Here is a 23,627-nt window from a genome sequence, read left to right on the forward strand (position 1 = left end):
AGTGCAGCCATGAGCGTAATTGAAACCTCAACCGCGCCGCTCGCGCAACAACAGGCTAACGCACTGCTGAACGTTAAAGATCTGCGCGTGACGTTTGCCACCCCCGACGGCGATGTGACTGCGGTAAACGATTTAAACTTTTCTCTGCGAGCTGGAGAAACGCTGGGTATTGTTGGGGAATCCGGTTCAGGGAAATCGCAAACGGCCTTTGCCCTAATGGGCCTGCTGGCAGCAAATGGCCGTATCGGAGGTTCTGCAACTTTCAACGGACGTGAAATTCTGAATTTACCGGAACGTGAGTTGAACAAACTGCGCGCCGAGCAAATCTCGATGATTTTCCAGGACCCGATGACCTCTCTCAATCCGTACATGCGAGTCGGTGAGCAGTTGATGGAAGTTCTCATGCTGCATAAAGGCATGAGCAAAGCGGAAGCCTTTGAAGAATCGGTAAGAATGCTGGATGCGGTGAAAATGCCGGAAGCGCGTAAGCGTATGAAAATGTATCCGCATGAATTCTCCGGCGGGATGCGTCAGCGCGTAATGATCGCCATGGCGCTGTTGTGCAGGCCTAAATTACTGATAGCCGATGAGCCGACTACCGCGCTCGATGTTACGGTACAGGCGCAAATCATGACCCTGCTGAATGAACTGAAAAGCGAATTCAACACTGCGATTATCATGATCACCCACGATCTGGGAGTAGTTGCCGGTATTTGCGATAAAGTTTTGGTGATGTACGCCGGACGTACCATGGAATATGGCAGTGCGCGGGATGTCTTTTATAAGCCCGTTCATCCGTATTCGATTGGTTTGCTGAATGCCGTACCTCGTCTGGATGCCGAAGGGGAAGAGATGCTGACTATCCCGGGCAACCCGCCGAACCTGTTGCGTTTACCAAAAGGTTGCCCATTCCAGCCGCGTTGCCCGCATGCGATGGAAATCTGTAGCAGTGCTCCGCCACTGGAAGAGTTTAGTCCGGGCCGCCTGCGCGCCTGCTTTAAACCGGTGGAGGAACTGGTATGAATGCGGTCACCGAACAACGAAAAGTGCTCCTTGAAATTGCCGATCTTAAAGTCCATTTCGACATTAAAGACGGCAAGCAGTGGTTCTGGCAGCCGTCTAAAACCCTGAAAGCGGTTGATGGCGTGACTCTGCGACTGTATGAAGGTGAAACCCTGGGCGTGGTCGGCGAATCAGGCTGTGGAAAATCGACTTTTGCCCGTGCGATTATTGGCCTGGTGAAAGCCACCGATGGAAAAGTCGCCTGGCTGGGTAAAGATTTGCTGGGCATGAAACCCGATGAGTGGCGGGAAGTGCGTAGCGATATTCAGATGATTTTCCAGGATCCGCTGGCATCACTAAACCCGCGCATGACCATCGGTGAAATCATCGCCGAACCGCTGCGGACTTATCATCCGAACCTGTCTGGCCAGGAAGTCCGCGACCGTGTGAAGGCGATGATGATGAAGGTGGGGTTGCTGCCTAATCTGATTAACCGCTACCCGCATGAGTTTTCCGGCGGCCAGTGTCAGCGTATTGGTATTGCCCGGGCGCTGATCCTCGAGCCGAAGCTGATTATTTGCGATGAACCGGTTTCGGCGCTGGACGTATCCATTCAGGCCCAGGTGGTCAACCTGTTACAACAGCTACAGCGTGAAATGGGATTATCGTTAATCTTCATTGCTCACGACCTGGCGGTGGTGAAACATATCTCCGATCGCGTGCTGGTCATGTATCTCGGACACGCGGTGGAATTAGGGACTTATGATGAGGTGTACCATAATCCGCTGCACCCTTATACCAAAGCGTTGATGTCTGCAGTGCCAATTCCCGACCCGGATCAGGAAAGGAACAAGGTTATCCAGTTGCTGGAAGGCGAATTGCCGTCGCCGATTAATCCTCCTTCCGGCTGCGTGTTCCGTACGCGCTGCCCGATTGCCGGACCGGAATGCGCAAAAACCCGCCCGGTTCTCGAAGGAAGTTTCCGTCACGCAGTTTCCTGCCTGAAAGTAGACCCGCTATAATCCAGAGGGCTGACAAAGGTCAGCCCTTCTTTTTGGTGAGGTATATGTGTCAGGTTTAGTCTCTTCTGTCCGCCGCGCGCTCTATCGCAAATTATTCGATTTAAACACCCGTTCAGGGCGTCGCTTTGAAGGTATGTGCGCGCTGTTCGCCTTGCTCAGCGTTATTGTTATCTTCATTGAGTCCGGCGTCGGGACGCAATACCATTTAACCTTCGAGGAATGGCGCATTTTTGTCTGGCTGGAGATCTTTATTACTCTGGTCTTTACCCTCGAATATTTTCTTCGCTTATGCAGCTGGGCCAATCCCGCAAAATATGTGTTTAGCTTCTGGGGGATTATCGATCTGGCCACCATTTTACCGCTGTACGTGATGTGGCTATGGCCTGAAATCAGTCTGAGCTATGTCTTCGCCTGGCGAGCGATGCGTGTCCTGCGCGTCTTGCGTATTCTCAAGCTGCTGCGTTTTATGCCTTCTCTGCGAGTGTTCTGGAATGCGTTAAAAAGCGCCCGTCATCAACTGATGTTGTTCTATTCCTTTATTGCCATTCTGATGGTTGTTTTCGGCGCGATGATGTATCTGATAGAAGGGCCCAAATATGGCTTTACTACGCTGAATGCGTCTGTGTATTGGGCAATTGTTACGGTCACCACCGTCGGCTACGGTGACATTACACCGCACACGCCGTTGGGACGCATGGTGGCGTCAGTGCTTATCCTGATTGGATACTCTGTGATTGCGATACCGACCGGATTGATAACCACACACATGAGCAGTGCGTTCCAACAGCGCGGATATCAGCGTAGATGCCCACAGTGTCAGCAGGCGCAGCATGAACATAGTGCGCAGTTTTGTAACCGCTGCGGAAGTAAACTGCCGGGCTAAAAATGAAAAAAGCTGCGAGAGCAGCTTTTTTGTTTGTTACTCGCGCCAGAGAATATGGCAGAGTTTGTGATCTTTTTCGCGACATAATAAAACGCGCGCAAAAATATCGTTAATCTCGCCGTCTTCTGTATCTGCCAGACCAATCACCACTTCGGCAAAAAAGTCAGGGTTCAGGTCAAAATCAACATGCTCCTGCCAGTCTTCTGCCGGGTCGAATAACTCGGCACCACCGCGCTCTTCAAACTGTAAATTGAACAGAATGATGTCGGCTGGATCCAGGTTGTCCGCAGCCAGTTCGAGAAAAATATCGTAAGCCTGCTCAAGCGTTTCGTCTTCAGTCAGGCGATTGTTCAAATCCATATCCATAATGACTACCTGTTTACTGTCTGATGGGCACGTTTTACAGCAACGGACTAAAGAAGTAAAACAGTCGCTCAGCGATCCGCTGCCAGAGTGGTCGTTTTACCCACAAACGGGCATCAAGCAGACGAGAACGCGAAATATAATCATCCTGTACTGCCGCGAGATCACCACCGAATCCGGCATCATCAATGACCAGCGTGATTTCAAAATTGAGCCACAGACTTCGCATATCCAGGTTAACGGTACCGACCAGACTCAGCTCGCCATCGACCAGTACGCTCTTGGTGTGCAGTAAGCCACCTTCGAACTGATAGATTTTAACGCCAGCCGCCAGCAGCTCAGTGAAAAAGGCCCGGCTTGCCCAGCCAACCAGCAGGGAATCATTCTTGCGTGGAAGAATAATACTGACGTCGACCCCGCGCTGCGCCGCTGTACAGATCGCGTGCAGCAGATCGTCGCTGGGAACGAAGTAGGGCGTGGTCATTATTAAATATTCACGCGCCGAATAAGCTGCGGTTAACAGCGCCTGATGAATCAAATCTTCAGGGAAACCAGGTCCCGAAGCGATTGTGTGAATGGTGTGGCCGCTGGCCTGCTCAAACGGCATGATATTGACGTCTGGCGGCGGGGGCAGAATGCGCTTGCCGGTCTCAATTTCCCAGTCGCAGGAATAGACAATGCCCATAGCGGTGGCTACCGGGCCTTCCATTCTCGCCATCAAATCCACCCATTGCCCGACGCCGGCATCTTGTTTGAAGAAACGCGGATCGACCATGTTCATGCTGCCGGTATAAGCAATATAGTTATCGATCATGATCATTTTGCGGTGCTGACGCAGGTCCATACGGCGTAAAAATACACGCATCAGGTTTACTTTCAGCGCTTCAACAACCTCGATACCCGCGTTACGCATCATCGCCGCCCATGGGCTGCGGAAGAACGCCACGCTACCCGCGGAATCCAGCATCAGGCGGCAGTGAATTCCACGCCTTGCGGCAGCCATTAATGACTCGGCGACCTGATCGGCCATACCGCCCGGTTGCCAGATGTAGAACACCATCTCGATGTTGTGACGCGCCAGTTGAATATCACGGATCAATGCCTGCATCACGTCCTCTGAACTGGTGAGCAACTGCAGTTGATTCCCTTTAACGCCAGCGATTCCCTGACGACGCTCGCACAGCTTAAATAAGGATGACGCGACGCTGCTGTTTTCCTGCGCAAAAATATGCTTACAGGCTTTAAGATCGTTCAGCCACTTGGCCGTTGACGGCCACATTGCCCGGGCGCGTTCGGCGCGACGTTTACCCAGGTGGAGCTCACCGAAGGACAGATAAGCAATGATCCCTACCAATGGCAGAATATAGATGATCAAAAGCCAGGCCATTGCGGAGGGCACTGCGCGTCGTTTCATTAGAATGCGTAATGTTACGCCAGCAATGAGTACCCAGTAACCCAGAATGACCAGCCAACTCACCACGGTGTAGAAGGTTGTCATAAATTTAAAAATCCTTTTGAAAGCGTATTGTTAAGAGTTTACGCATCAGGATTAATCTGGCAAATAAAAACACGGGAAAACCACTAGTCTGCATTCGGTGTGGCGTTATAATGGCCGTTCAGTGACTGAAAGAGTAGTAAACATGAAGCGTAGTAGAACGGAAGTGGGACGCTGGCGGATGCTGCGTCAGGCTAGCCGCCGTAAAGCACGTTGGCTTGAAGGACAATCGCGCCGTAATATGCGTATCCATACCATCAGAAAGTGTATTCTCAACCATCAACGTAACTCGTTGCTGTTTGCGATCCACAACATCTGATCTCAAAAGGGCACCGCTGTCGGTGCCCAATGTCTGCTTTTCGTTTTGTTTTTAAAATACTTTTTTGTACGGTTTTACTGAAACCTGCGCGTAAACACCTGCCGCCACGTAGGGATCGGCTTCCGCCCACGCCTGCGCGGCTTCTAAAGATTCAAATTCTGCGATCACCGTTGAGCCGGTAAAGCCTGCGGCGCCCGGATCGTTACTGTCAACCGCTGGCATGGGACCCGCCGTGAGCAAACGGCCTTCATCATGAAGGAGTTGCAGACGAGCCAGATGAGCAGGGCGTACGGAAAGACGTTTTTCGAGAGAGTCTGCGATATCTTGAGCGTAAATAACGTACAGCACGGGTAGAGCTCCTTGAACGGTAAAAGGTCATATTTACGTTATTGGAAAGGCCTGGTAACTGCAACGGAAAGATAACTAATATGTTAAGGCCATACTTTGAAAATGGTTTTTTATCATAAAATCGCGTTTTAAATGCCAGTTAGCTTCACGGTCTTATTGAATATGATTGCTATTTGCATTTAAAATCAGGGCCTGGTTTTTTTACTGAAACGATTATGACTTCAATGACCCTTGATTTACCTCGTCGCTTTCCCTGGCCTACGTTACTTTCTGTCGGCATTCATGGTGCTGTAGTGGCAGGTTTGCTGTATACCTCGGTACATCAGGTTATTGAACTGCCTGCGCCAGCGCAGCCGATCTCCGTTACGATGGTTGCGCCTGCCGATCTTGAACCGCCTCAGGCCGTTCAGCCGCCGCCGGAACCTGTCGTCGAGCCTGAACCGGAGCCAGAACCGATCCCCGAACCGCCAAAAGAAGCGCCGGTAGTGATTGAGAAACCGAAGCCCAAACCTAAGCCGAAGCCAAAACCGGTGAAAAAGGTGGAAGAGCAGCCGAAGCGTGATGTGAAACCAGCAGAGCCGCGTCCGACGTCCCCGTTTGAAAATACGGCGCCTGTTCGTCCAACAACCAGTACCGCTCCGGCAACCACTAAACCGGCGGTGAGCGCTCCATCGGGTCCGCGAGCCTTAAGTCGTAATCAGCCTCAATATCCGGCACGTGCACAGGCGTTGCGCATTGAAGGCCGTGTGAAGGTCAAATTTAACGTGACCTCGGATGGCCGGGTTGAAAATGTGGAAGTTCTGTCCGCACAGCCTGCGAATATGTTTGAGCGTGAAGTGAAAAATGCGATGCGCAGATGGCGTTATGAAGCCGGTAAGCCAGGCTCCGGGCTGGTGGTGAATATTGTTTTCCGCCTGAACGGCACAACACAGATCGAGTAAGCATCAGGCCGGATTTGGCGTTACGCCGCCAAATCCGGCAGAATGATTGCCGGATGGCGATGCTTGCGCGTGCTATCAGGCCAGGGAGGGAATCGGCCGCGGTTTACCGTCTTTATCAACGGCAACGTAGATAAACAGGGCTTCGGTAGCTTTATAGCGCTGGCCGATAGGTTCTGAAGCGACTTTCTTCACCCAGACTTCAATATTAATGCTGATCGAGGTCGTCCCGCGTTTCACGCAGCGTGCATAGCAACAAACCACATCGCCCACGGCAACCGGGCGCAAAAAGCTCATTCCTTCAACCCGCACCGTGACCACGCGACCATGTGCGATCTCTTTGGCCTGAATAGCGCCACCTATATCCATTTGTGACATCAGCCAGCCGCCAAAAATATCACCGTTTGCGTTGGTATCGGCAGGCATAGCCAGAGTGCGTAAAACCAGTTCGCCCTGGGGAGTGTTATTCGTTGTTGTCATTGTAGAACCGACTATAGAGAAAGATTACAGGCGCGATGCTACTAGAATTTACGCGCTGAGAACAGAGGGGATGCGGCCTGCGGGGCGGAAGTAAGCCAGGTTTGATGGCAACAAGGAACGCGAAGGGATAAAAATTCGCCAGATCCGGAGATCTGGCGAGCATTTATTACGATTTATCTTCCTGCGGAAGGTGGCGGTAAATATAGACTCCGCTCAGTAACGTAAATAGTAAAGTCAGGGCGGTCAGGCCGAATACTTTAAAGTTGACCCAAATATTCTGCGGTAGCCAAAACGCGATATAGATATTCGCCAGACCGCACAGGATAAAGAAGACGGCCCAGGCGAAGTTAAGTTTTATCCAAACCGGCTGTGGCAAGCTCAGCTCTTTACCTAACATGCGCTGAATCAGCGGCTTTTTCATTACCCATTGGCTAACCAGCAGCGCACCGGCAAACAGCCCGTAAATCACCGTTACTTTCCACTTAATGAATTCATCATTGTGGAAGAAGATGGTCAGGCCACCGAACACGGCTACCAGAACAAAAGTGATCAATGCCATCTTCTCGACCTTGCGATAGCGGACCCAGCTGTAAATCAAAACCACAGCCGTGGCAACAATCAGCGCCGAGGTCGCCGCATAGATGTCATAGAGCTTATAAAAAGCAAAAAAGACAACCAGCGGTAAAAAATCAAGAAACTGCTTCATTCTTCGATTCCGTCATCAAAAGCACCGGGTACAAGCCCGGAATGCGTTCAGGGTTTATTGGCGAATTAGCATGTACAGGCGGAACAAATAGATCAGCAACACGGCGGAGATCATATTGCTCAGCGTATTCGCCAATACCGCGCCTACATTTGGCGTAAGTACCGCAAAACTTGGCGCAAAAAGCAACAACAACGTTTTTGCCAGCAGCCAACCGATCACTGCTGGTGCAACCAAGCGCATATTCGACCACGCCAGACGCATACTGTTGCGCATCGCGGCAAAGACACCCATTTTGTCCTGTACTAACATCACCGGTGCAAGTGCCAGCAGGATAGCCAGCAGAATACCGGGTACCACCACCAGCATAATACCGATTTGCACCAGCAGAGTAGTCAGAAAAATCAGAATAAACAGCTTCGGCAAAACCGGCGCGCTGGCACCGATGGCGCGTAATGCGCTGACCCGATGACCGGCTGAAATCAGTTGAATCATCAGGATAATACCCCCGGCGAGGATGGCATTACCAATCAGACCGGAAAACGTCGACGCCGCGGAAGCGCGTAGCAAAATTTGCTGTTGCTCCGGGGTCATGTTTTGCACCAGATCGAACAATCCCACGCTGCTGGTTAACTGATCGCCTTCACTGAGTTGCGCAATTTGTGCGTCGGTGGGAGAAAAGGCATGCCCTAACACCACTGTGATAAACGCGCACAACAACGATACCAGCAAGATGGTAATGAATTGATTACGGAAAAAGTTTCCCGTGTCACGGTAAACGGATTTCGCCGTGATAGACATGCACTCTCCTTGAGTTTTGCAGGTGTTCATTTGTGGGCAATTGTACCCTGGATAACTCTACAGTGGCAGCATCGCGCGGTGTATGGAAAAGCATATCTTTGTAAAGCCCCGGTAATTTTTGACTATGACTTCAGCGTCATGCAAGAACGTTGGTTGTTCTCTGCGCATCACGAACAAATAACCATCGCTATTCTGCAACGGAGGTCAGGTACTTGCGTGGCGAAAATATATCAAAATTGATCTGAATTAGGTTAACCAGGATTTTGAATGCAAGTTCTAACTTAATCTGGATCAATAAATGTTAAATTATCAAAGTCAATGTGATCCAGGTTAGATCACTTATTACTCCAATGTGGGTATATTCGTTCCGCTTTTATAACCATAACGATGGAGCGGACATGAAAAAATTAACAGTTGCAGCAGTGGCTTTAACAACTCTTCTCTCTGGTAACGTATTTGCGCATGAAGCCGGAGAATTCTTTATTCGTGCAGGTTCTGCCACCGTCAGACCGACGGAAGGCGCGGGTGGTACGCTGGGGAGCCTGGGTGGCTTTGATGTCAGCAATAACACGCAGTTGGGTCTGACATTTACCTACATGGCAACCGACAATATCGGTGTTGAATTACTGGCAGCCACGCCGTTCCGCCATAAAATTGGCACTGCCACAACAGGTGATATTGCGACCGTTCACCATTTACCACCAACCTTAATGGCACAGTGGTATTTCGGCGATTCCAGCAGCAAATTGCGTCCGTACGTTGGTGTCGGTGTGAACTACACCACATTCTTTGACGAAGGCTTTAACAATAACGGCAAAGAAACCGGTTTATCTGACCTGAGCCTGAAAGACTCCTGGGGCGCAGCAGGGCAAGTGGGTATGGACTATCTGATTAACCGCGACTGGCTGATTAACATGTCGGTCTGGTACATGGATATCGACACCACCGCGAGCTATAAACTGGCTGGCGCGCAGCAGCATGACAGCGTCCGCCTCGATCCGTGGGTGTTTATGTTCTCCGCGGGTTATCGCTTCTAAGTCCTTGATTAAAATACTGAAAAGCTGATCGTTCCACGGTCAGCTTTTTTATTACCAGTTTATTTCTTCCTGCCTTTCTCCCCGTCGATGTAATGCTACTCTTTAAGCAAACTGGCTTTGAGGGCATTGACGATGATGTTGACTCGACTCCTGCTACAACAAAAAATCACACTTTTGGAACCATTCACCGGAGATGAAACGGCAGAGTTCGCCGTGAGTGCTGCGCGTGACTTATTGAATTTTATGGATAAAATTGAAGTGCTGGAGAAACGCATTGCGACTCCGGTTAAACTACCTTATTGCAGCGCCAGTCCTGTTTGTGAGATTGAAGCGGGCTATGCCGCAGGCGTGAGCGATTGTCGTGAGGCCATTCGTCGGGCAGGGTATCCGATTGAGGGTGATGATTAGTTTGCATTTATGTTAACAAAAATGTGCTTTTATTGTATAAGTCTGTAACTTTAGCGCACACAATGGCGGGATTCTAAGGCATCAGCTTAGGGACGGTTAACATTCTCAATCAACATACAGCGCAGTTATGCAACGACAGAAACGGGTAACCGGTTTGGCAATATGTTAACTATCAGGGTGAACTCGTGAAGATTGTGCAGGACAAGCTCAGAAACAGGCAGGCACTGCTGGTATCAGGGCTCATTACGTTGATATTTACGTCGTTGTTTCTGTTTATAATTTATGAGCAGCGGATGGCTGCAGTCAGTGACGGTGTTAACCGCATGCAAGCGCGCATGATGGACATTTTTAACGATAATGAGCTGATCGCCGATGCGATTGGTGAGCGCTATCACCATATTAAATCGGGTGAGCAATGTGGCGATATTTCACAATTTGTTCCCCGCAATGAGAATGAATGGGGAATTAACGCCGACCCAAAGCGTCTGCATTCGGTAACAGGGACAATTATTGCCCAGCAAGCCAGCCACAACGCGCTGTGTATGTATACGGCGGCGGAATTTATTCGTGGTATGGTTAATGAGCTAAATCCGGGCAGCTTCGATGCACATCGTTATATTATCGCCAAAAATTCAGATTATTTTTACTGGTTTATGGCTTCCGATTCGCGCAACTTCAGTTTCTCAAATTCTGAAATGGCGCGGGATCTCACCAACTTTTTCTATCCGCCGGTCGATTTCTATACCCGACTGTTGCAAAAAAACGTCAAAAACAAAGCCCTTAGTTCAACGAACTTCTATACCGATAAAATTACCGGTGAAAAAGCTTACAGCGTGGTGAGCTATATCTACGATCTGTCTGGCAAAGAGATATCAGACCAAATCGTGGCCTATCTGGTTTATGACCATTCAAAGCCCGAATTGCAGGAAGCGTTGGCTCAAGCATTTGACTACCAGCTCCCACCAGAGTTGAATGTGGAATTGGTAAATTTGACCAACAATGAAAGTCTTTGTTTATCCGGTAAATGTACAGGTCAATCCCGTTTTTTAGTGCGCAATTTTTCGGAGAAATATGCGCTGCACTATTCGCTTTCATTAGGCCGTTTTATGACGCGCGATACCCATGCAGGGATCGTGATCCTGCTGGCGCCGTTCTTTTTCATCATGATTAGTTTCTCGCTAAAATCATGGCTAAACGAAAGCGACCTGAAGGTTTATATAGACACCCTGACCGGTTGCTTTAATCGCCGAATACTCGACATCATCAAGCGCCGTGATTTATCCCACTGTTCGGTGGTGCTACTGGACTGCAATAAGTTCAAGGCCGTCAATGATACCTGGGGTCACGCGGCAGGCGATCGTGCGCTGCAAATTATCGCCAACAGGATGTTATCAAACACCCGCACCAGCCACGATATTGTGATTCGTACCGGCGGGGATGAATTTATGATCCTGCTGTTTCGCTCGCAGGCAACTGATGCCATCGCAATCGCTCAACGTATCAGCGGGCAGGTGACCAGCCATGTGTTTGTAGTGGACGGTCATACCGTTCCATTGTCAGTATCGTGGGGGATTGCAGAGGTGAACGGCGAACTGGATGTGGCTATTCAGAATGCAGATAGCGCCATGTATAAAATGAAGCACACGAAAGAAGCGTAAAACCGCCAGAAGTCTCTGGCGGTTGATTTAGCTTACTGCCGGGTGGCGGCTTTCATCGCGCTGACAAAAGCTTTCAGCTCAGTCAGCATCTGTTCCGGTGCCGCAACATTTTTCTCAATGATTTTCACTATTGCCGAGCCGGAAATAGCGCCGGCAGCGCCAGCGTCAATAGCGCCGGTTACCTGCTCAGGCGCAGAGATACCAAACCCCTGTAAAGAAGGCGGAGCATCATATGCTTTCAACTTTTCGACCAGGTGATGCAGCGGTAACGCCGCTCGATTTTCTGCACCGGTCACGCCCGCACGCGAAAGCAAATAGGTATAGCCGCGGCCATGAGAGGCTATCTGGCGCAGCAGTTCTTCATCAGCGTTCGGTGGGCAGATAAAAATTGGCGCAATGTTGTGGCGGAGCGCCGCAGCTCTGAATGGCGCGGACTCTTCAACGGGAACATCGGCTACTAACACGGAATCCACGCCCACTTTTTCACACTGGGCGTAAAACTCGTCAATGCCCTTGCTAAACACCAGGTTGGCATACATCAGCAAGCCAATGGGAATCGTAGGGTGCTTCTGGCGAATCAGCGCCAGCATTTCAAAGCATTGCGACGGCGTGACGCCGGCGGCAAACGCACGCAAGGTGGCTTCCTGAATGGTTGGACCGTCAGCCAGCGGATCGGAGAACGGAATACCGAGCTCAAGGGCATCGGCACCGGCTTCAATCAGCGTATCAATGATTTTCAGTGACTGCTCAACAGACGGATCGCCCAGGGTTACGAAGGGGACAAAAGCACCTTCTTTGCGGTCCTTCAGCTGTGCAAACAGGTTTTCGTAACGTTCCATCAGATTTCCCCTCGCGCTTTCAGAATATCGTGTACGGTGAAAATGTCTTTGTCGCCGCGACCGGAGAGATTAACCACCAGTAACTGCTCTTTTTCCGGGTTTTCACGCATCATTTTCAATGCGTGTGCCAGGGCATGGGAGGACTCCAGCGCCGGAATAATCCCCTCGTGCAGACACAGCGTTTTGAAGGCCTCGAGCGCTTCGTCGTCGGTGATCGAAACATAATCGGCGCGACCAATGCTGTTCAGATACGCATGCTGCGGCCCGACAGACGGGAAATCCAGCCCCGCGGAAATAGAGTAAGACTCTTCAATCTGTCCTTCTTCGGTCTGCATCATCGGGGACTTCATGCCGAAGTAAATCCCGATACGACCATGCTTCAACGGTGCGCCATGTTCCCCTGATTCAATCCCATGGCCGCCAGGCTCGACGCCAATCAGACCGACGCTGGTTTCATTAATAAAGTCCGCGAACATACCGATGGCGTTAGAACCGCCGCCCACGCAGGCGATAACCGCGTCCGGCAGGCGACCTTCTTTTTCAAGGATCTGCGCTTTAGTTTCCTCGCCGATCATGCGCTGAAATTCACGAACAATGGTCGGGAAAGGATGTGGACCCGCCGCCGTACCAAGCATATAGTGCGCTGTATCGTAGCTGCCAGACCAGTCGCGCAGCGCTTCGTTACAGGCATCTTTCAGCGTTGCAGAACCGCTGTGAACCGGGATAACTTCAGCCCCCATCAGACGCATACGGAAAACGTTTGGCGACTGGCGTTCAACGTCTTTTGCACCCATATAAATACGGCATTTCAGCCCCAGCAGTGCGCTGGCGAGAGCTGATGCAACACCGTGCTGGCCCGCGCCGGTTTCGGCGATGATCTCCGTTTTCCCCATACGTTTCGCCAGCAATGCCTGGCCCAGCACCTGGTTGGTTTTGTGCGCGCCGCCGTGCAGCAAATCTTCACGTTTGAGATACAGCGTAGTGTTGGTGCCTTGAGTAATATTCTGGCATTTGGTCAGTGCAGTTGGACGACCAGCATAGTTTTTCAGCAGGTCTGTAAACTGCGCCTGAAATTCAGGATCCTTTTGCGCGCTGACAAAAGCTTCTTCCAGCTGACGCAGGGCAGGCATCAGAATCTGTGGCACATACATACCGCCAAATTCACCAAAATACGGATTGAGTAATGTTGTCATGTCCTTTTCCTTAATATGCGCGCAGCGTCTGAAAGACCGAAGCCAAAAGACGTGCATCCTTGATGCCCGGCTGTGACTCTACGCCAGAATTGAAATCGAGACCGGCACAGCCGGTTTTTGCCGCGTCAACGCAGTTATCAGCGCCGAGTCCGCCAGCCAGTAAAACGTTATCCAGCGATTGTCCGCCTAAAAGTGACCAGTCGAAGCGTTGACCGCTGCCGCCCTGACCATTGTCGAATACGTATTTATCGACGTGCTGATAATCACGAGCTGGCAACGTTTCGCTGACGCTTAACGCCTTCCAGATTTGCACCTGTTCGGGGAGCGCGTCGCGCAGGGCGTCAACATAGGCCTGGTCTTCGCTACCATGCAATTGCACGGCTGTTAGCCCCAGAGCCGCCGCTGTTTCGCGCACGTCGGTGATCTCTGCGTTGCGAAACACCCCGACATATTGCAGCGGTGCGCCGGTCATGACCTCGCGCGCGTGTTCAACGCTGACCGCGCGTGGCGATGTGGACACAAAAATCAACCCGCCGTATATGGCACCCGCTTCGTATGCCGCGTTTGCATCCTGAGGCCGGGTTAAACCGCAGACTTTATTTTCGCCGAGCAGAACGCGACGCACGGCAGCATGCAGATCATCATGCGACATCAACGCAGAGCCAATCAGAAAACCGTTGGCGAAGTGGCTGAGTTCTCGCACTTGACCATAGGTATTGATACCGGACTCGCTGATGACGGTTACGCCATGACCCAGTCGCGGCGCAAGTTGGCGGGTGCGATTCAGATCGATCGACAGGTCGCGTAAATCACGGTTGTTGATACCGACGACTTTGGCGCCCAGTGCGATAGCTCGCTCCAGCTCTTCATCGTTACTGACTTCGGTCAGTACGCCCATTTTCAAACTGTGGGCGACGGCGGCGAGTTGACGATATTGCTCATCATCAAGCACCGACAGCATCAGCAGACAGGCGTCCGCCTGATAGAAGCGCGCCAGGTAAATCTGGTAAGGATCGATAATAAAGTCCTTACACAGAATCGGTTGCGGTGCGATGCGGCTGACGATGGGCAGGAAATCAAAGCTCCCCTGGAAATATTTCTCATCGGTCAGTACGGAAATCGCGGAAGCATATTGTTTATATACGCCCGCAATCTGTGCCGGGTCGAAGTCATCACGGATCACGCCTTTTGACGGAGACGCTTTTTTGCACTCCAGAATAAAGGTGGTGCGTGCACCTTGCAGCGCATCGTAGAAATCACGAGAGCTGGGTTGAACATCATTCTGAAAGCTGGCCAGCGGTTGTTGCTGTTTGCGGGCTTCTACCCAAATCGCCTTGTCTGCGACAATTTTCGCTAAAACGGTTTGCATCATTTACCCTCTTGCTGCCAGTGCAGTGACACGGTCATAGGCCGTACCGCTGCGCAGTACATTAATCACGGTTTGCGCATTGGCTTTTAAATCTTCTTCACCGTGCAGGCGCATTAACATGGCGACATTCGCGGCAACAGCAGCTTCATGAGCGGCTTCACCTTTACCTTGTAACAAGCGACTAAGAATGTCACGGTTTTCTTCCGGCGTGCCGCCAGCCAGCTGTTCCTGGTGGTAAGGTGTCAGGCCAAAGTCTTCCGCCGTCAGTTGATAGCTCTTGATTTCGCCATCATGCAACTCTGCCACAATGGTCGGTGCATGCAGGGAAACTTCATCCATGCCTCCGCTGTGCACCACGGCTGCCCGCTGATACCCCAACACGCGCAGCGTTTCGGCAGTCGGCAGCACCAGTTCCGGACTGTAAACGCCGATCAGCGCCAGCGGCGGATGTGCCGGGTTAATCAACGGGCCGAGGACGTTAAACAGCGTACGGGTTTTCAACTGTTGGCGTACCGGCATAGCATGGCGAAAACCGGTGTGGTATTTCGGCGCAAACAAGAAACACACACCGAGGTCGTCAAGTGCCTGACGGGATTTATCGGCGTTCATATCCAGATTGATGCCAAAAGCCGCTAACAGATCCGAAGAGCCCGACTTGCTGGAGACGCTGCGGTTGCCGTGTTTGGCGACTTTCAGTCCGCAAGCGGCCGCCACAAAGGCGCTGGCGGTGGAAATATTGATACTGTTGCTGCCATCACCGCCGGTACCGACAATATCGGCAAACAGATAATCAGGTCGCGGGAACGGGGCGGCGTTTTCCAGCAGCGCGGTTGCCGCACCGGCAATTTCATTCGGGTGCTCGCCACGAATTTTCATGCTCACCAGCGCCGCAGCCAGTTGTTCCGGCTTCAGTTCACCGCGTACCACGGCGGAGAACAGCTGGTGGCTTTCCTGCTGAGACAGCGTCTGGGCCTGATACAGTTTCTCCAGAATAGGTTGCAGGGTATTGGTCTGTTCGAGTTTCTGTTGCGCCCAGGCCAGCGTTTGCTCCAGCAGACGTGCGCCTTGGGTGGTCAGAATGGATTCTGGATGGAACTGGAAGCCACATACGCGATCGGTATCGTGACGTACCGCCATCACCATGCCGTTAAAGTGGGCGTTGATGGTCAATCCGGCCGGAACGTTGCTGCCAACCAGCGAGTGATAGCGCGCCACTGGCAGCGGATTTGCCAGACCGGCGAACATTGCCTGACCATCGTGTTCAATGCTGGACGCTTTGCCGTGCAGGATTTCCCCAGCCTGTCCCACGTATCCACCATAGGCCTCGACAATGGCCTGATGCCCCAGACAAATGCCGATGATCGGCAGCTTGCCGCGCAGGCGGGTTAACAGCTCCGGCATGCAGCCCGCTTCGCTTGGCGCACCTGGACCTGGGGAGAGCATCAGCACCGGATTTTTCATGGTCGCTAAGCGGTCTATTAATGTCTGGGCCGGAATATGGTTGCGGTAAATCACCACGTTATGACCGTTAGTACGCAGCTGATCTGCCAGGTTATAGGTAAAAGAGTCGATATTATCGAGCAGCAGAATGTCAGCCATTAGAAGGTCTCCTGTGCGTGGTGTGCGGTGGCGATAGAACGCAGAACCGCACGCGCTTTATTACGGGTTTCATCGGCTTCTGACTGCCCAACGGAATCCAGAACAATTCCGGCGCCAGCCTGTACGGTGGCAATACCGTCTTCCACGAGGGCGGAACGAATCACAATACAGGTATCCAGATCGCCATGGGCCGTGAAGTAACCTACTGCACCGCCATAGCTGCCGCGACGACGGCCTTCGGCCTCGGCGATAAGCTGCATGGCGCGAACTTTCGGCGCTCCGCTTAGCGTACCCATGTTCATACAGGCGCGGTAAGCATGCAGCACATCCAGATCGCTACGCAGCTCGCCGACTACGCGGGAAACCAGGTGCATAACGAAGGAATAACGATCCACTTTAGTGAGGTCAGCAACGTAGCGGCTGCCGGGCGTGCAGATGCGCGCCAGGTCGTTACGCGCCAGGTCTACCAGCATCAGGTGCTCGGAAAGCTCTTTATGATCGGTACGCATCTCCAGCTCAATACGGCTGTCGAGATCGCGGTCCAGCGAACCGTCCGCACGACGACCGCGTGGGCGGGTCCCGGCAATCGGATAGATTTCAATCTGCCGGCTGGTGGCATCGTATTTCAGCGAGCTTTCCGGAGAGGCGCCGAACAGTGTGAAATCGTTGTCCTGCATAAAAAACATGTACGGGCTGGGGTTACTTTTCTTCAGCACATAGTAGGCCGCCAGCGGTGACGGGCAGGGCAGCGAGAAACGACGGGATGGAACCACCTGGAAAATTTCGCCAGCGCGAATGGCTTTTTGCATACCACGAACCACGGCGGCAAACTCTTCATCGCTCTGATTGCATTCGCAGCGCATGTGCGGAACTTCAGTGACGGGCAGCGGCGGCGCAGGTTCGGTAAGCTGCTGGCTCAGTTGCGCCAGACGGGCATTAAGACGCTGTTTTTCTGCATCGCTGGGGGTAAATATGCTGGCCTGAATGCGGGTGCTTTTCTTCTGATGGTCGATGACCATGAGCGTTTCTGCCAGATAGAAGCAGTAGTCAGGGCAACGGTTGCCCGCTTCAAGCTGAGGTAAATCTTCAAAACCGGCAACCAGGTCGTAGGAAAACAGACCGCCGAAGAACATCGCTTCACGTTCTTGCGCAGGAACATTCACCAGCTCCTGCAATAAACGGAAGGCATCAAATACGGACAGGGAACATAAGCGGGCGTCTTCATCCAGCAGCGGGCTAACAGCAGGGAATCGCAGATGGCGACCATTCGGCTGTTGTTTGTTCTCAACACCCGCGGGCAGGGCAGCATCCAGCAGCGGCAGCAGCGATGCGCCGTTAGCGGATAATGCCTGAATGGTGACAGTGTCACCGATGGCGGTAATGCGTAATGCGCTGTCGACCAGCAGCAGGCTCTTCAGATCGTCTTTGCTGTCGATATCGGCAGATTCCAGCAGCAGCGTTGCCGGACGTGCGCCACACACCTGATGAAACAGCGCCGTCGGATTTTCACGGTAGGCGGCATCGCAGGCAAGCAGCTCGAGTGTCGGTTTTTGTGTTTGCATCGTTATTCTCATTAATTTTGTTCAAAAAAAAGCCCGCTCATTTGGCGGGCCGGGTATCTGGTTGCATATTGCAGACGTAAGACACTGCCCGAAATCAGGAAGTGCGCCACCAACCGTGCAGAACCAATGTTGCTTTCATCTCAGATACCTTCTTCATGTGAACTTGCGTACTAGTTAACTAGTTCAATGGAATAAAGTCAACACCTGATTTCAGTATATTTGTCTAAACCGCTATGATGGGCGGGTTAAGACATTTAGTGAAACGGGAGCCGCATTGAGCGACACGAATTACGCAGTGATTTATGACCTGCACAGTCATACTACAGCTTCCGATGGGCGATTAACGCCAGAAGCCTTAGTACACCGTGCGGTAGAGATGCGAGTCGGTACACTGGCGATCACCGATCATGACACCACGGCGGGTATTGCGGCGGCAAGAGAAGAAATTTCACGTGCGGGTTTAGCGTTAAATTTGATCCCTGGCGTCGAGATATCAACAGTCTGGGAAAACCATGAGATCCATATCGTGGGTCTGAACATTGATATCGCCCATCCAATGATGTGCGAATTTCTGGCGCAGCAAACGGAACGTCGTCAGCAGCGCGCGCGCCTGATTGCTGAACGACTCGACAAAGCGCATATTCCCGGCGCGTGGGAAGGGGCATTACGCCTGGCTGATGGCGGGGCGATCACTCGGGGGCATTTCGCGCGTTTCCTGGTGGAGTGCGGAAAAGCCACAACCATGGCGGATGTCTTTAAAAAATATCTTGCTCGTGGGAAAACCGGTTACGTTCCGCCACAGTGATGTACAATAGAACAAGCTATTGATGTCATTCATCATTCTGGCGGTAAGGCAGTTCTGGCTCATCCTGGGCGGTACGATCTTAGCGCTAAGTGGCTGAAAAGACTGGTTGCGCATTTTGCTGAACATCACGGCGACGCGATGGAAGTGGCACAGTGCCAGCAGTCTCCCAATGAACGCACCCATCTGGCGACGCTTGCGCGTCAGCATCAACTGTGGGCATCGCAAGGGTCTGATTTTCATCTACCCTGCCCATGGATTGAGCTGGGTCGTAAACTCTGGTTGCCCGCAGGCGTAGAAGGCGTCTGGCAACTTTGGGAACAGCCCGAGACCACAGAGAGGAAAGTATGAGCCAGTTTTTTTATATTCATCCCGAAAACCCACAGCAGCGCCTGATCAATCAGGCCGTTGAAATCGTGCGTAAAGGAGGGGTGATCGTCTATCCAACTGATTCCGGCTATGCGTTGGGTTGCAAAATTGAAGATAAAGGCGCAATGGAGCGCATTTGTCGCATCCGTCACCTGCCGGACGGGCACAACTTTACGCTGATGTGTCGTGACCTGTCCGAACTGTCGACCTATTCGTTTGTCGACAACGTGGCCTTCCGTTTAATTAAAAACAACACGCCGGGTAACTACACGTTCATCCTGAAGGGGACGAAAGAAGTACCACGCCGACTGTTGCAGGAAAAACGTAAGACCATCGGCTTGCGTGTACCCTCGAATCCGATTGCGCTGGCGCTGCTGGAAGCGCTGGGCGAGCCTATGCTCTCTACATCACTGATGCTGCCGGGCAGCGAATTTACCGAGTCAGATCCGGAAGAAATCAAAGATCGTCTGGAGAAAGTGGTGGATTTGATTATCCACGGTGGATATCTCGGTCAGCAGCCAACCACGGTCATTGATTTAACCGATGATTCCCCGGTGGTATTGCGCGAAGGCGTCGGCGACGTTAAACCTTTCTTATAAGGGCGCGAACCGCTATACTACGCGGCCTTAAAATGGCGCTGACTGGCGCCGTTGATTCTCCTGTTCGACGCCTGTGAAGGTAAAAAATCACCAAATCCAATCAAGACGTTAGCGTTAACTCCATGAAATACATAACAAAATGGGTGGCGCAATGAGGAACAGAGTGTACAACAAGACTCCGCGATTCACGACGAAACGCGGTAACATCTACTACATCAACTTTCGACTTACAGATGGAACATTTTTTCGTCGAAGCCTCGGCACAGATTCCTTGCAAGCTGTCGAGGTTACAATGTCACGTCTTAGCGCTTACATCCCCCTTGTTCAAAGTGGTTCATTATCTGTTGAACAGTTCAAAATGCACATTGACGGCTTCAGAGAAGCGACACAGAGAGACTTTGATACTTATCTGTTGGATTGGCTTAGGATGGGCGTTGAAGAAGCTCAACGGATGCCGGAACTTGGACGGATGCAGCGAAAGATCGATCCTGAAAGTGCAATCTCTCCGATTGACAGTGTAACTGAGGCGAAAGGTCGTACGGAAGTTCATCTGAATCGTATATATAGCGGCGATGATTCAACGGCGCGGATGTTGCTTGCCACTTTGTTTAAGAAGAAAGTTTCTTTTGACCAAAGTGATGTAGAACAGGCTTACTACGTGGCGGGGCAGATTGATTTACATCAGGCCATGCTCCAACAAGCCTATGATGCTTTCTATTCTGGTGATCTTGTTCGATATCGCTCTTTGGTTGAGGAGATGCAATTCAAGCTAACAGAAGCAGAACGGCAGAAAAAGCCAGTAGCTAAAAAGGCTTTATCCCCTACGGTTGAACCTGAAAGCCACAATACACCTCTGCTCTCTGTCGCCTGGAAGATGTTTACCAGTGAGAAAGGAAAGGGCTGGGCGGTGGCTGTCGCCAACGAAAACCAGCGTTTCTATGACGTTTTGCTATGTGTTATCGGTGATCTTCCTGTTGGAGTGATCACGAAGCAGCAAATACGGCAGACGCTGGAAGTGATTAAAAACCTCCCGCGTAGAACTAAACTTCCATACTCTCGTTTGAGTCTTGAGGAATGTATTGAGCTCGATGTACCAGAAGATGATCTGATCAGTAGTGCCAACGTTAAAAAGCATCTCAAGATCTATTCTTCTTTTTTCAAAGTGTTCCTGAAAGATGAAAAAGACATTTTAGAAAAAGCGCCAACGGAAGGGATCAAATACGAAGTAATGGAGAATAAGGGCGGCTCTTACTCAAAATCTGAGATGCAGCGCTTTGTAAAATATCTGAATACTTGCACCGATTGGCGGCGTGATTATTTCCTGACTCTGATTTATACCGGGGCACGTCGGGGCGAAATTGCTGCTATCCGTAAAGAGCATATTCGAAAAGATGAAGAAACAGGACGCTGGTACATCTTCATTGACGGCGGGAAAACTGATCAGGCTGTGCGGCAGATACCGTTAAACAAAATTTTAGAAAAGTTACTTTTAGCGCGTATTAAATCGCTCAAATCTACTGAGCCTGTTTTCGGTGAGTTGCCAACGTATGAACAGATCGGGCTTGAGTGGCATAGCATCATGTCTGCTTGTGAAATACAAAAGTTTAATGAATTTGGACAGAAGAGGGTGATCCATGCCCTTCGTCACACTTTCATTTCGGGGGCAATGACAAAAGCTTTGCCCGTAATGGTGCAGTTTGTCGTTGGCCACAGTCGGACACAATCATTAGGTATAACAGCACGTTACACCCATAGACCACTATTGAGAGATTTACTTCCGGTAGTTGATTGCATAAACTGGTAACGTTGTTCCACCAAGGGGTTAAGTATTTTTTCCCTAAATTCAGTTGGTTGCAAAAATTATGCTTGATAGATTTCCTATGATACATCTTAGTTGTTGATGAGGGTTGGGTATGTCAAAAAAATCTAAGCGAACTTACAAGTATGGTGATCAACCAATGAGGGTTATCATTGTTCAGGTGGTGGAACTATTGGGTGGAGCTGCAACTTTGAAAAATGTCGATGCTTATCTGAGGTCAAAATTTCCTCATTATAGGGACAACACTCATTTAAACCTCGCCATTAACACTGTTAACTGTAATAGAAGCCATTGGGATTGTAATAAAGTTGCCAGAAGAACAGATGATGTAACTCATCGTTATCATGAATATGATCGATTATTCAAGCGTGGAAAGATTTTTGAAATCTATCAACCCTCTGTGCATGGCATTTGGGAGTTGTACCAAGATCAACAGGGTAAATGGTGTTACCGTCAAGTGAAGTCGGAGTTTGAAGAAGCAGTAGAGGCTGCTGCTAAATTACCCTCATCTACACGGGAGCGGATTTTAGCAACGGAAAGTAAAACTCCAGAGCTAACCGAAGTCACAACTCGAGTTTATAAGCGAAGCCCGTATGTGGTTGCAGAAGTTCTTTTAAGGGCTAATGGTAAGTGCCAAAACTGTAAGCGTGATGCACCCTTCCTGAAAGAAGATGGCACACCATTTCTTGAGGTTCACCACATTGAGTGGCTTTCTAAAGGTGGAGAAGATTCTGTTGAGAATGCGATTGCGTTATGTCCTAACTGTCATAGACAAGCGCATTATGGCATTCTGGAGTTATTATCAGTTAATAAATAAACCTAAATTTCATGAAGCCGCTACGCTCCGTTTGTCTCCTTACCACTAACGGGGCGTTATGGCTTCTATTGCTAGACACTTAACAAATTGATAAACCGTGTTTGCACGGACACAACTAAAAAAGGTTTTCAAATGGAAATGTTAAAAAGTGCAGTGTTCTCAGATTGCAAACAGTATCGCTATTCAATAACCAGAACCTGGGATGAAACAAAACCCTATGTGGTCTTTATAGGTCTGAATCCTTCTTATGCTGATGCTGAAAAAGATGATCGCACTATGGGCCGTTGTATCTCGTTTGCAAAAAGCTGGGGATGGGGTGGGGTGCGTATTGTCAATCTGTTTGCATACGTCCATACAAATCGCTTCGAAATGATGAGGATGGCTAATCCTGTTGGTTCAGATAATGATCGCTACATAGTTGAAACGGTAGCTAATGCTGGATTGGTAGTTGCTGCATGGGGTGATGACGGACGGCATTTGAATCGCTCTGATGCTGTGCGTGCGCTTCTGCCTTCTGATACGAAATGTTTTAAAATCAATGTAACAGGTGAACCAAAACATCCTCTCCTTGTGCATAGAGATGCGGTGCTGATTCCCTTTATTTAATTGGTAAGGCATTCAGTGAGCATAGTTATTCCGTATTGTGAAAAGGAGCATTGCGCCTCCCTCGTATTATTCCTGTAAAGCCCGTAGCCACATCAAAAGCAAATTAAGCTGACTTTCTGCCACGGCAGGTATTCGGACGGGGTAATGACTCCAACTTATTGATAGTGTTTTATGTTCAGATAATGCCCGATGACTTTGTCATGCAGCTCCACCGATTTTGAGAACGACAGCGACTTCCGTCCCAGCCGTGCCAGGTGCTGCCTCAGATTCAGGTTATGCCGCTCAATTCGCTGCGTATATCGCTTGCTGATTACGTGCAGCTTTCCCTTCAGGCGGGATTCATACAGCGGCCAGCCATCCGTCATCCATATCACCACGTCAAAGGGTGACAGCAGGCTCATAAGACGCCCCAGCGTCGCCATAGTGCGTTCACCGAATACGTGCGCAACAACCGTCTTCCGGAGCCTGTCATACGCGTAAAACAGCCAGCGCTGGCGCGATTTAGCCCCGACGTATCCCCACTGTTCGTCCATTTCCGCGCAGACGATGACGTCACTGCCCGGCTGTATGCGCGAGGTTACCGACTGCGGCCTGAG

24 protein-coding genes, 3 pseudogenes and 1 other annotated feature are annotated in these 23,627 nt (G+C 50.8%); of the genes and pseudogenes, 13 read left to right on the forward strand and 14 right to left on the reverse strand.

Annotation, left to right across the window (positions count from 1 at the left end):
* The first annotated feature begins 9 nt into the window (after nucleotides 1-9).
* Genes oppD through OGV38_RS06710 form a run of 3 tightly spaced genes read left to right on the forward strand, consistent with a single transcriptional unit; the run spans nucleotide 10 to nucleotide 2,907 of the window.
* Nucleotides 10-1,023, forward strand: a complete 1,014-nt coding sequence (oppD, locus tag OGV38_RS06700; RefSeq protein WP_003833364.1) for a murein tripeptide/oligopeptide ABC transporter ATP-binding protein OppD — start codon at nucleotides 10-12, stop codon at nucleotides 1,021-1,023.
* Complete coding sequence (gene oppF / locus OGV38_RS06705) at nucleotides 1,020-2,024, forward strand: murein tripeptide/oligopeptide ABC transporter ATP-binding protein OppF (RefSeq protein ID WP_016156729.1); 1,005 nt, start codon at nucleotides 1,020-1,022, stop codon at nucleotides 2,022-2,024. Before oppD ends, oppF begins: the two co-directional genes overlap by 4 nt.
* Nucleotides 2,025-2,070: 46 nt before the next feature.
* Complete coding sequence (locus tag OGV38_RS06710; protein ID WP_049269434.1) at nucleotides 2,071-2,907, forward strand: ion transporter; 837 nt, start codon at nucleotides 2,071-2,073, stop codon at nucleotides 2,905-2,907.
* 36 nt (nucleotides 2,908-2,943) lie between these two features.
* Here OGV38_RS06710 and OGV38_RS06715 read toward each other — a convergent pair whose 3' ends face one another.
* Complete coding sequence (locus OGV38_RS06715; RefSeq protein WP_003020691.1) at nucleotides 2,944-3,273, reverse strand: HI1450 family dsDNA-mimic protein; 330 nt, start codon at nucleotides 3,271-3,273, stop codon at nucleotides 2,944-2,946.
* Between the two features lie 34 nt (nucleotides 3,274-3,307).
* Nucleotides 3,308-4,768, reverse strand: coding sequence for a cardiolipin synthase (gene cls, locus OGV38_RS06720; protein ID WP_016156727.1), 1,461 nt, complete (start codon nucleotides 4,766-4,768; stop codon nucleotides 3,308-3,310).
* A gap of 142 nt (nucleotides 4,769-4,910) precedes the next feature.
* Here cls and OGV38_RS06725 point away from each other — a divergent pair, with 142 nt between their 5' ends.
* On the forward strand, nucleotides 4,911-5,084 hold the full coding sequence (locus tag OGV38_RS06725; protein ID WP_016153268.1) for a YciY family protein: 174 nt from the start codon (nucleotides 4,911-4,913) through the stop codon (nucleotides 5,082-5,084).
* A gap of 51 nt (nucleotides 5,085-5,135) precedes the next feature.
* On the opposite strand, the gene OGV38_RS06730 is transcribed toward OGV38_RS06725, so the two are convergent.
* Nucleotides 5,136-5,432: a YciI family protein gene (locus tag OGV38_RS06730; protein WP_003020675.1), complete on the reverse strand. Its 297-nt coding sequence runs from the start codon at nucleotides 5,430-5,432 to the stop codon at nucleotides 5,136-5,138.
* A gap of 224 nt (nucleotides 5,433-5,656) precedes the next feature.
* On the opposite strand from OGV38_RS06730, the gene tonB reads away from it, so the two are divergent.
* Entirely contained in the window at nucleotides 5,657-6,373 is a 717-nt protein-coding gene (tonB, locus tag OGV38_RS06735) for a TonB system transport protein TonB (RefSeq protein ID WP_181500360.1), read from the forward strand.
* 75 nt (nucleotides 6,374-6,448) lie between these two features.
* Here the strand turns inward: tonB and yciA are convergent, their stop codons facing one another.
* The 4 genes and pseudogenes from yciA to OGV38_RS06755 form a co-directional block, all read right to left on the reverse strand.
* Complete coding sequence (gene yciA / locus OGV38_RS06740) at nucleotides 6,449-6,850, reverse strand: acyl-CoA thioester hydrolase YciA (RefSeq protein WP_016153266.1); 402 nt, start codon at nucleotides 6,848-6,850, stop codon at nucleotides 6,449-6,451.
* Nucleotides 6,851-7,016: 166 nt separating this feature from the next.
* Nucleotides 7,017-7,556: a septation protein A gene (locus tag OGV38_RS06745; protein ID WP_019076883.1), complete on the reverse strand. Its 540-nt coding sequence runs from the start codon at nucleotides 7,554-7,556 to the stop codon at nucleotides 7,017-7,019.
* A 54-nt stretch (nucleotides 7,557-7,610) separates the two neighbouring features.
* The gene (locus OGV38_RS06750; RefSeq protein WP_016153264.1) at nucleotides 7,611-8,354 is read right to left on the reverse strand and encodes a YciC family protein; all 744 of its coding nucleotides are present in this window, start codon (nucleotides 8,352-8,354) and stop codon (nucleotides 7,611-7,613) included.
* Nucleotides 8,355-8,382: 28 nt separating this feature from the next.
* Nucleotides 8,383-8,469, reverse strand: a pseudogene (locus OGV38_RS06755) (YkgJ family cysteine cluster protein); the annotation flags it as partial.
* Nucleotides 8,470-8,752: 283 nt separating this feature from the next.
* Here OGV38_RS06755 and ompW point away from each other — a divergent pair.
* The 3 genes from ompW to OGV38_RS06770 all read left to right on the forward strand — a co-directional run bounded on the left by ompW (nucleotide 8,753) and on the right by OGV38_RS06770 (nucleotide 11,457).
* Complete coding sequence (ompW, locus tag OGV38_RS06760) at nucleotides 8,753-9,391, forward strand: outer membrane protein OmpW (protein ID WP_016153263.1); 639 nt, start codon at nucleotides 8,753-8,755, stop codon at nucleotides 9,389-9,391.
* Between the two features lie 132 nt (nucleotides 9,392-9,523).
* Nucleotides 9,524-9,799, forward strand: coding sequence for a hypothetical protein (locus tag OGV38_RS06765; protein ID WP_047500351.1), 276 nt, complete (start codon nucleotides 9,524-9,526; stop codon nucleotides 9,797-9,799).
* Between the two features lie 185 nt (nucleotides 9,800-9,984).
* On the forward strand, nucleotides 9,985-11,457 hold the full coding sequence (locus OGV38_RS06770) for a GGDEF domain-containing protein (protein ID WP_019076881.1): 1,473 nt from the start codon (nucleotides 9,985-9,987) through the stop codon (nucleotides 11,455-11,457).
* Nucleotides 11,458-11,489: 32 nt separating this feature from the next.
* Here OGV38_RS06770 and trpA read toward each other — a convergent pair whose 3' ends face one another.
* From trpA to trpL, 6 genes are all read right to left on the reverse strand, one after another.
* Nucleotides 11,490-12,296, reverse strand: coding sequence for a tryptophan synthase subunit alpha (trpA, locus tag OGV38_RS06775; RefSeq protein ID WP_104652187.1), 807 nt, complete (start codon nucleotides 12,294-12,296; stop codon nucleotides 11,490-11,492).
* Nucleotides 12,296-13,489, reverse strand: coding sequence for a tryptophan synthase subunit beta (gene trpB, locus OGV38_RS06780; protein WP_181500342.1), 1,194 nt, complete (start codon nucleotides 13,487-13,489; stop codon nucleotides 12,296-12,298). Before trpB ends, trpA begins: the two co-directional genes overlap by 1 nt.
* Nucleotides 13,490-13,499: 10 nt before the next feature.
* Nucleotides 13,500-14,858 carry a bifunctional indole-3-glycerol-phosphate synthase TrpC/phosphoribosylanthranilate isomerase TrpF gene (trpCF, locus tag OGV38_RS06785; RefSeq protein ID WP_016156656.1) on the reverse strand — a complete coding sequence of 453 codons (1,359 nt, stop codon included), beginning with the start codon at nucleotides 14,856-14,858 and terminating at the stop codon, nucleotides 13,500-13,502.
* A 3-nt stretch (nucleotides 14,859-14,861) separates the two neighbouring features.
* Entirely contained in the window at nucleotides 14,862-16,457 is a 1,596-nt protein-coding gene (trpD, locus tag OGV38_RS06790) for a bifunctional anthranilate synthase glutamate amidotransferase component TrpG/anthranilate phosphoribosyltransferase TrpD (RefSeq protein ID WP_286473083.1), read from the reverse strand.
* Complete coding sequence (locus OGV38_RS06795; RefSeq protein WP_181500343.1) at nucleotides 16,457-18,019, reverse strand: anthranilate synthase component 1; 1,563 nt, start codon at nucleotides 18,017-18,019, stop codon at nucleotides 16,457-16,459. Before OGV38_RS06795 ends, trpD begins: the two co-directional genes overlap by 1 nt.
* A 23-nt stretch (nucleotides 18,020-18,042) precedes the next feature.
* Nucleotides 18,043-18,137 (reverse strand) — a sequence feature (Trp leader region).
* Entirely contained in the window at nucleotides 18,114-18,176 is a 63-nt protein-coding gene (gene trpL / locus OGV38_RS24945; RefSeq protein ID WP_071600350.1) for a trp operon leader peptide, read from the reverse strand. Its footprint overlaps the feature before it by 24 nt.
* A 117-nt stretch (nucleotides 18,177-18,293) precedes the next feature.
* Here trpL and rnm point away from each other — a divergent pair.
* The 5 genes and pseudogenes from rnm to OGV38_RS06820 all read left to right on the forward strand — a co-directional run bounded on the left by rnm (nucleotide 18,294) and on the right by OGV38_RS06820 (nucleotide 23,031).
* Nucleotides 18,294-19,172: pseudogene (gene rnm / locus OGV38_RS06800) on the forward strand (RNase RNM).
* On the forward strand, nucleotides 19,169-19,789 hold the full coding sequence (locus tag OGV38_RS06805) for an L-threonylcarbamoyladenylate synthase (RefSeq protein ID WP_016153256.1): 621 nt from the start codon (nucleotides 19,169-19,171) through the stop codon (nucleotides 19,787-19,789). Before rnm ends, OGV38_RS06805 begins: the two are co-directional and overlap by 4 nt.
* Nucleotides 19,790-20,081: 292 nt before the next feature.
* The gene (locus tag OGV38_RS06810) at nucleotides 20,082-21,593 is read left to right on the forward strand and encodes a tyrosine-type recombinase/integrase (RefSeq protein WP_286473085.1); all 1,512 of its coding nucleotides are present in this window, start codon (nucleotides 20,082-20,084) and stop codon (nucleotides 21,591-21,593) included.
* 109 nt (nucleotides 21,594-21,702) lie between these two features.
* On the forward strand, nucleotides 21,703-22,425 hold the full coding sequence (locus OGV38_RS06815; RefSeq protein ID WP_049014272.1) for an HNH endonuclease: 723 nt from the start codon (nucleotides 21,703-21,705) through the stop codon (nucleotides 22,423-22,425).
* Nucleotides 22,426-22,563: 138 nt separating this feature from the next.
* The gene (locus tag OGV38_RS06820; protein WP_071845323.1) at nucleotides 22,564-23,031 is read left to right on the forward strand and encodes a DUF1643 domain-containing protein; all 468 of its coding nucleotides are present in this window, start codon (nucleotides 22,564-22,566) and stop codon (nucleotides 23,029-23,031) included.
* A gap of 155 nt (nucleotides 23,032-23,186) precedes the next feature.
* Here OGV38_RS06820 and OGV38_RS06825 read toward each other — a convergent pair.
* A pseudogene (locus OGV38_RS06825) lies at nucleotides 23,187-23,627 on the reverse strand (IS1-like element IS1B family transposase); the annotation flags it as partial.

The organism is Citrobacter sp. Cb080, assembly GCF_030334745.1.
GTDB lineage: Bacteria > Pseudomonadota > Gammaproteobacteria > Enterobacterales > Enterobacteriaceae > Citrobacter > Citrobacter braakii.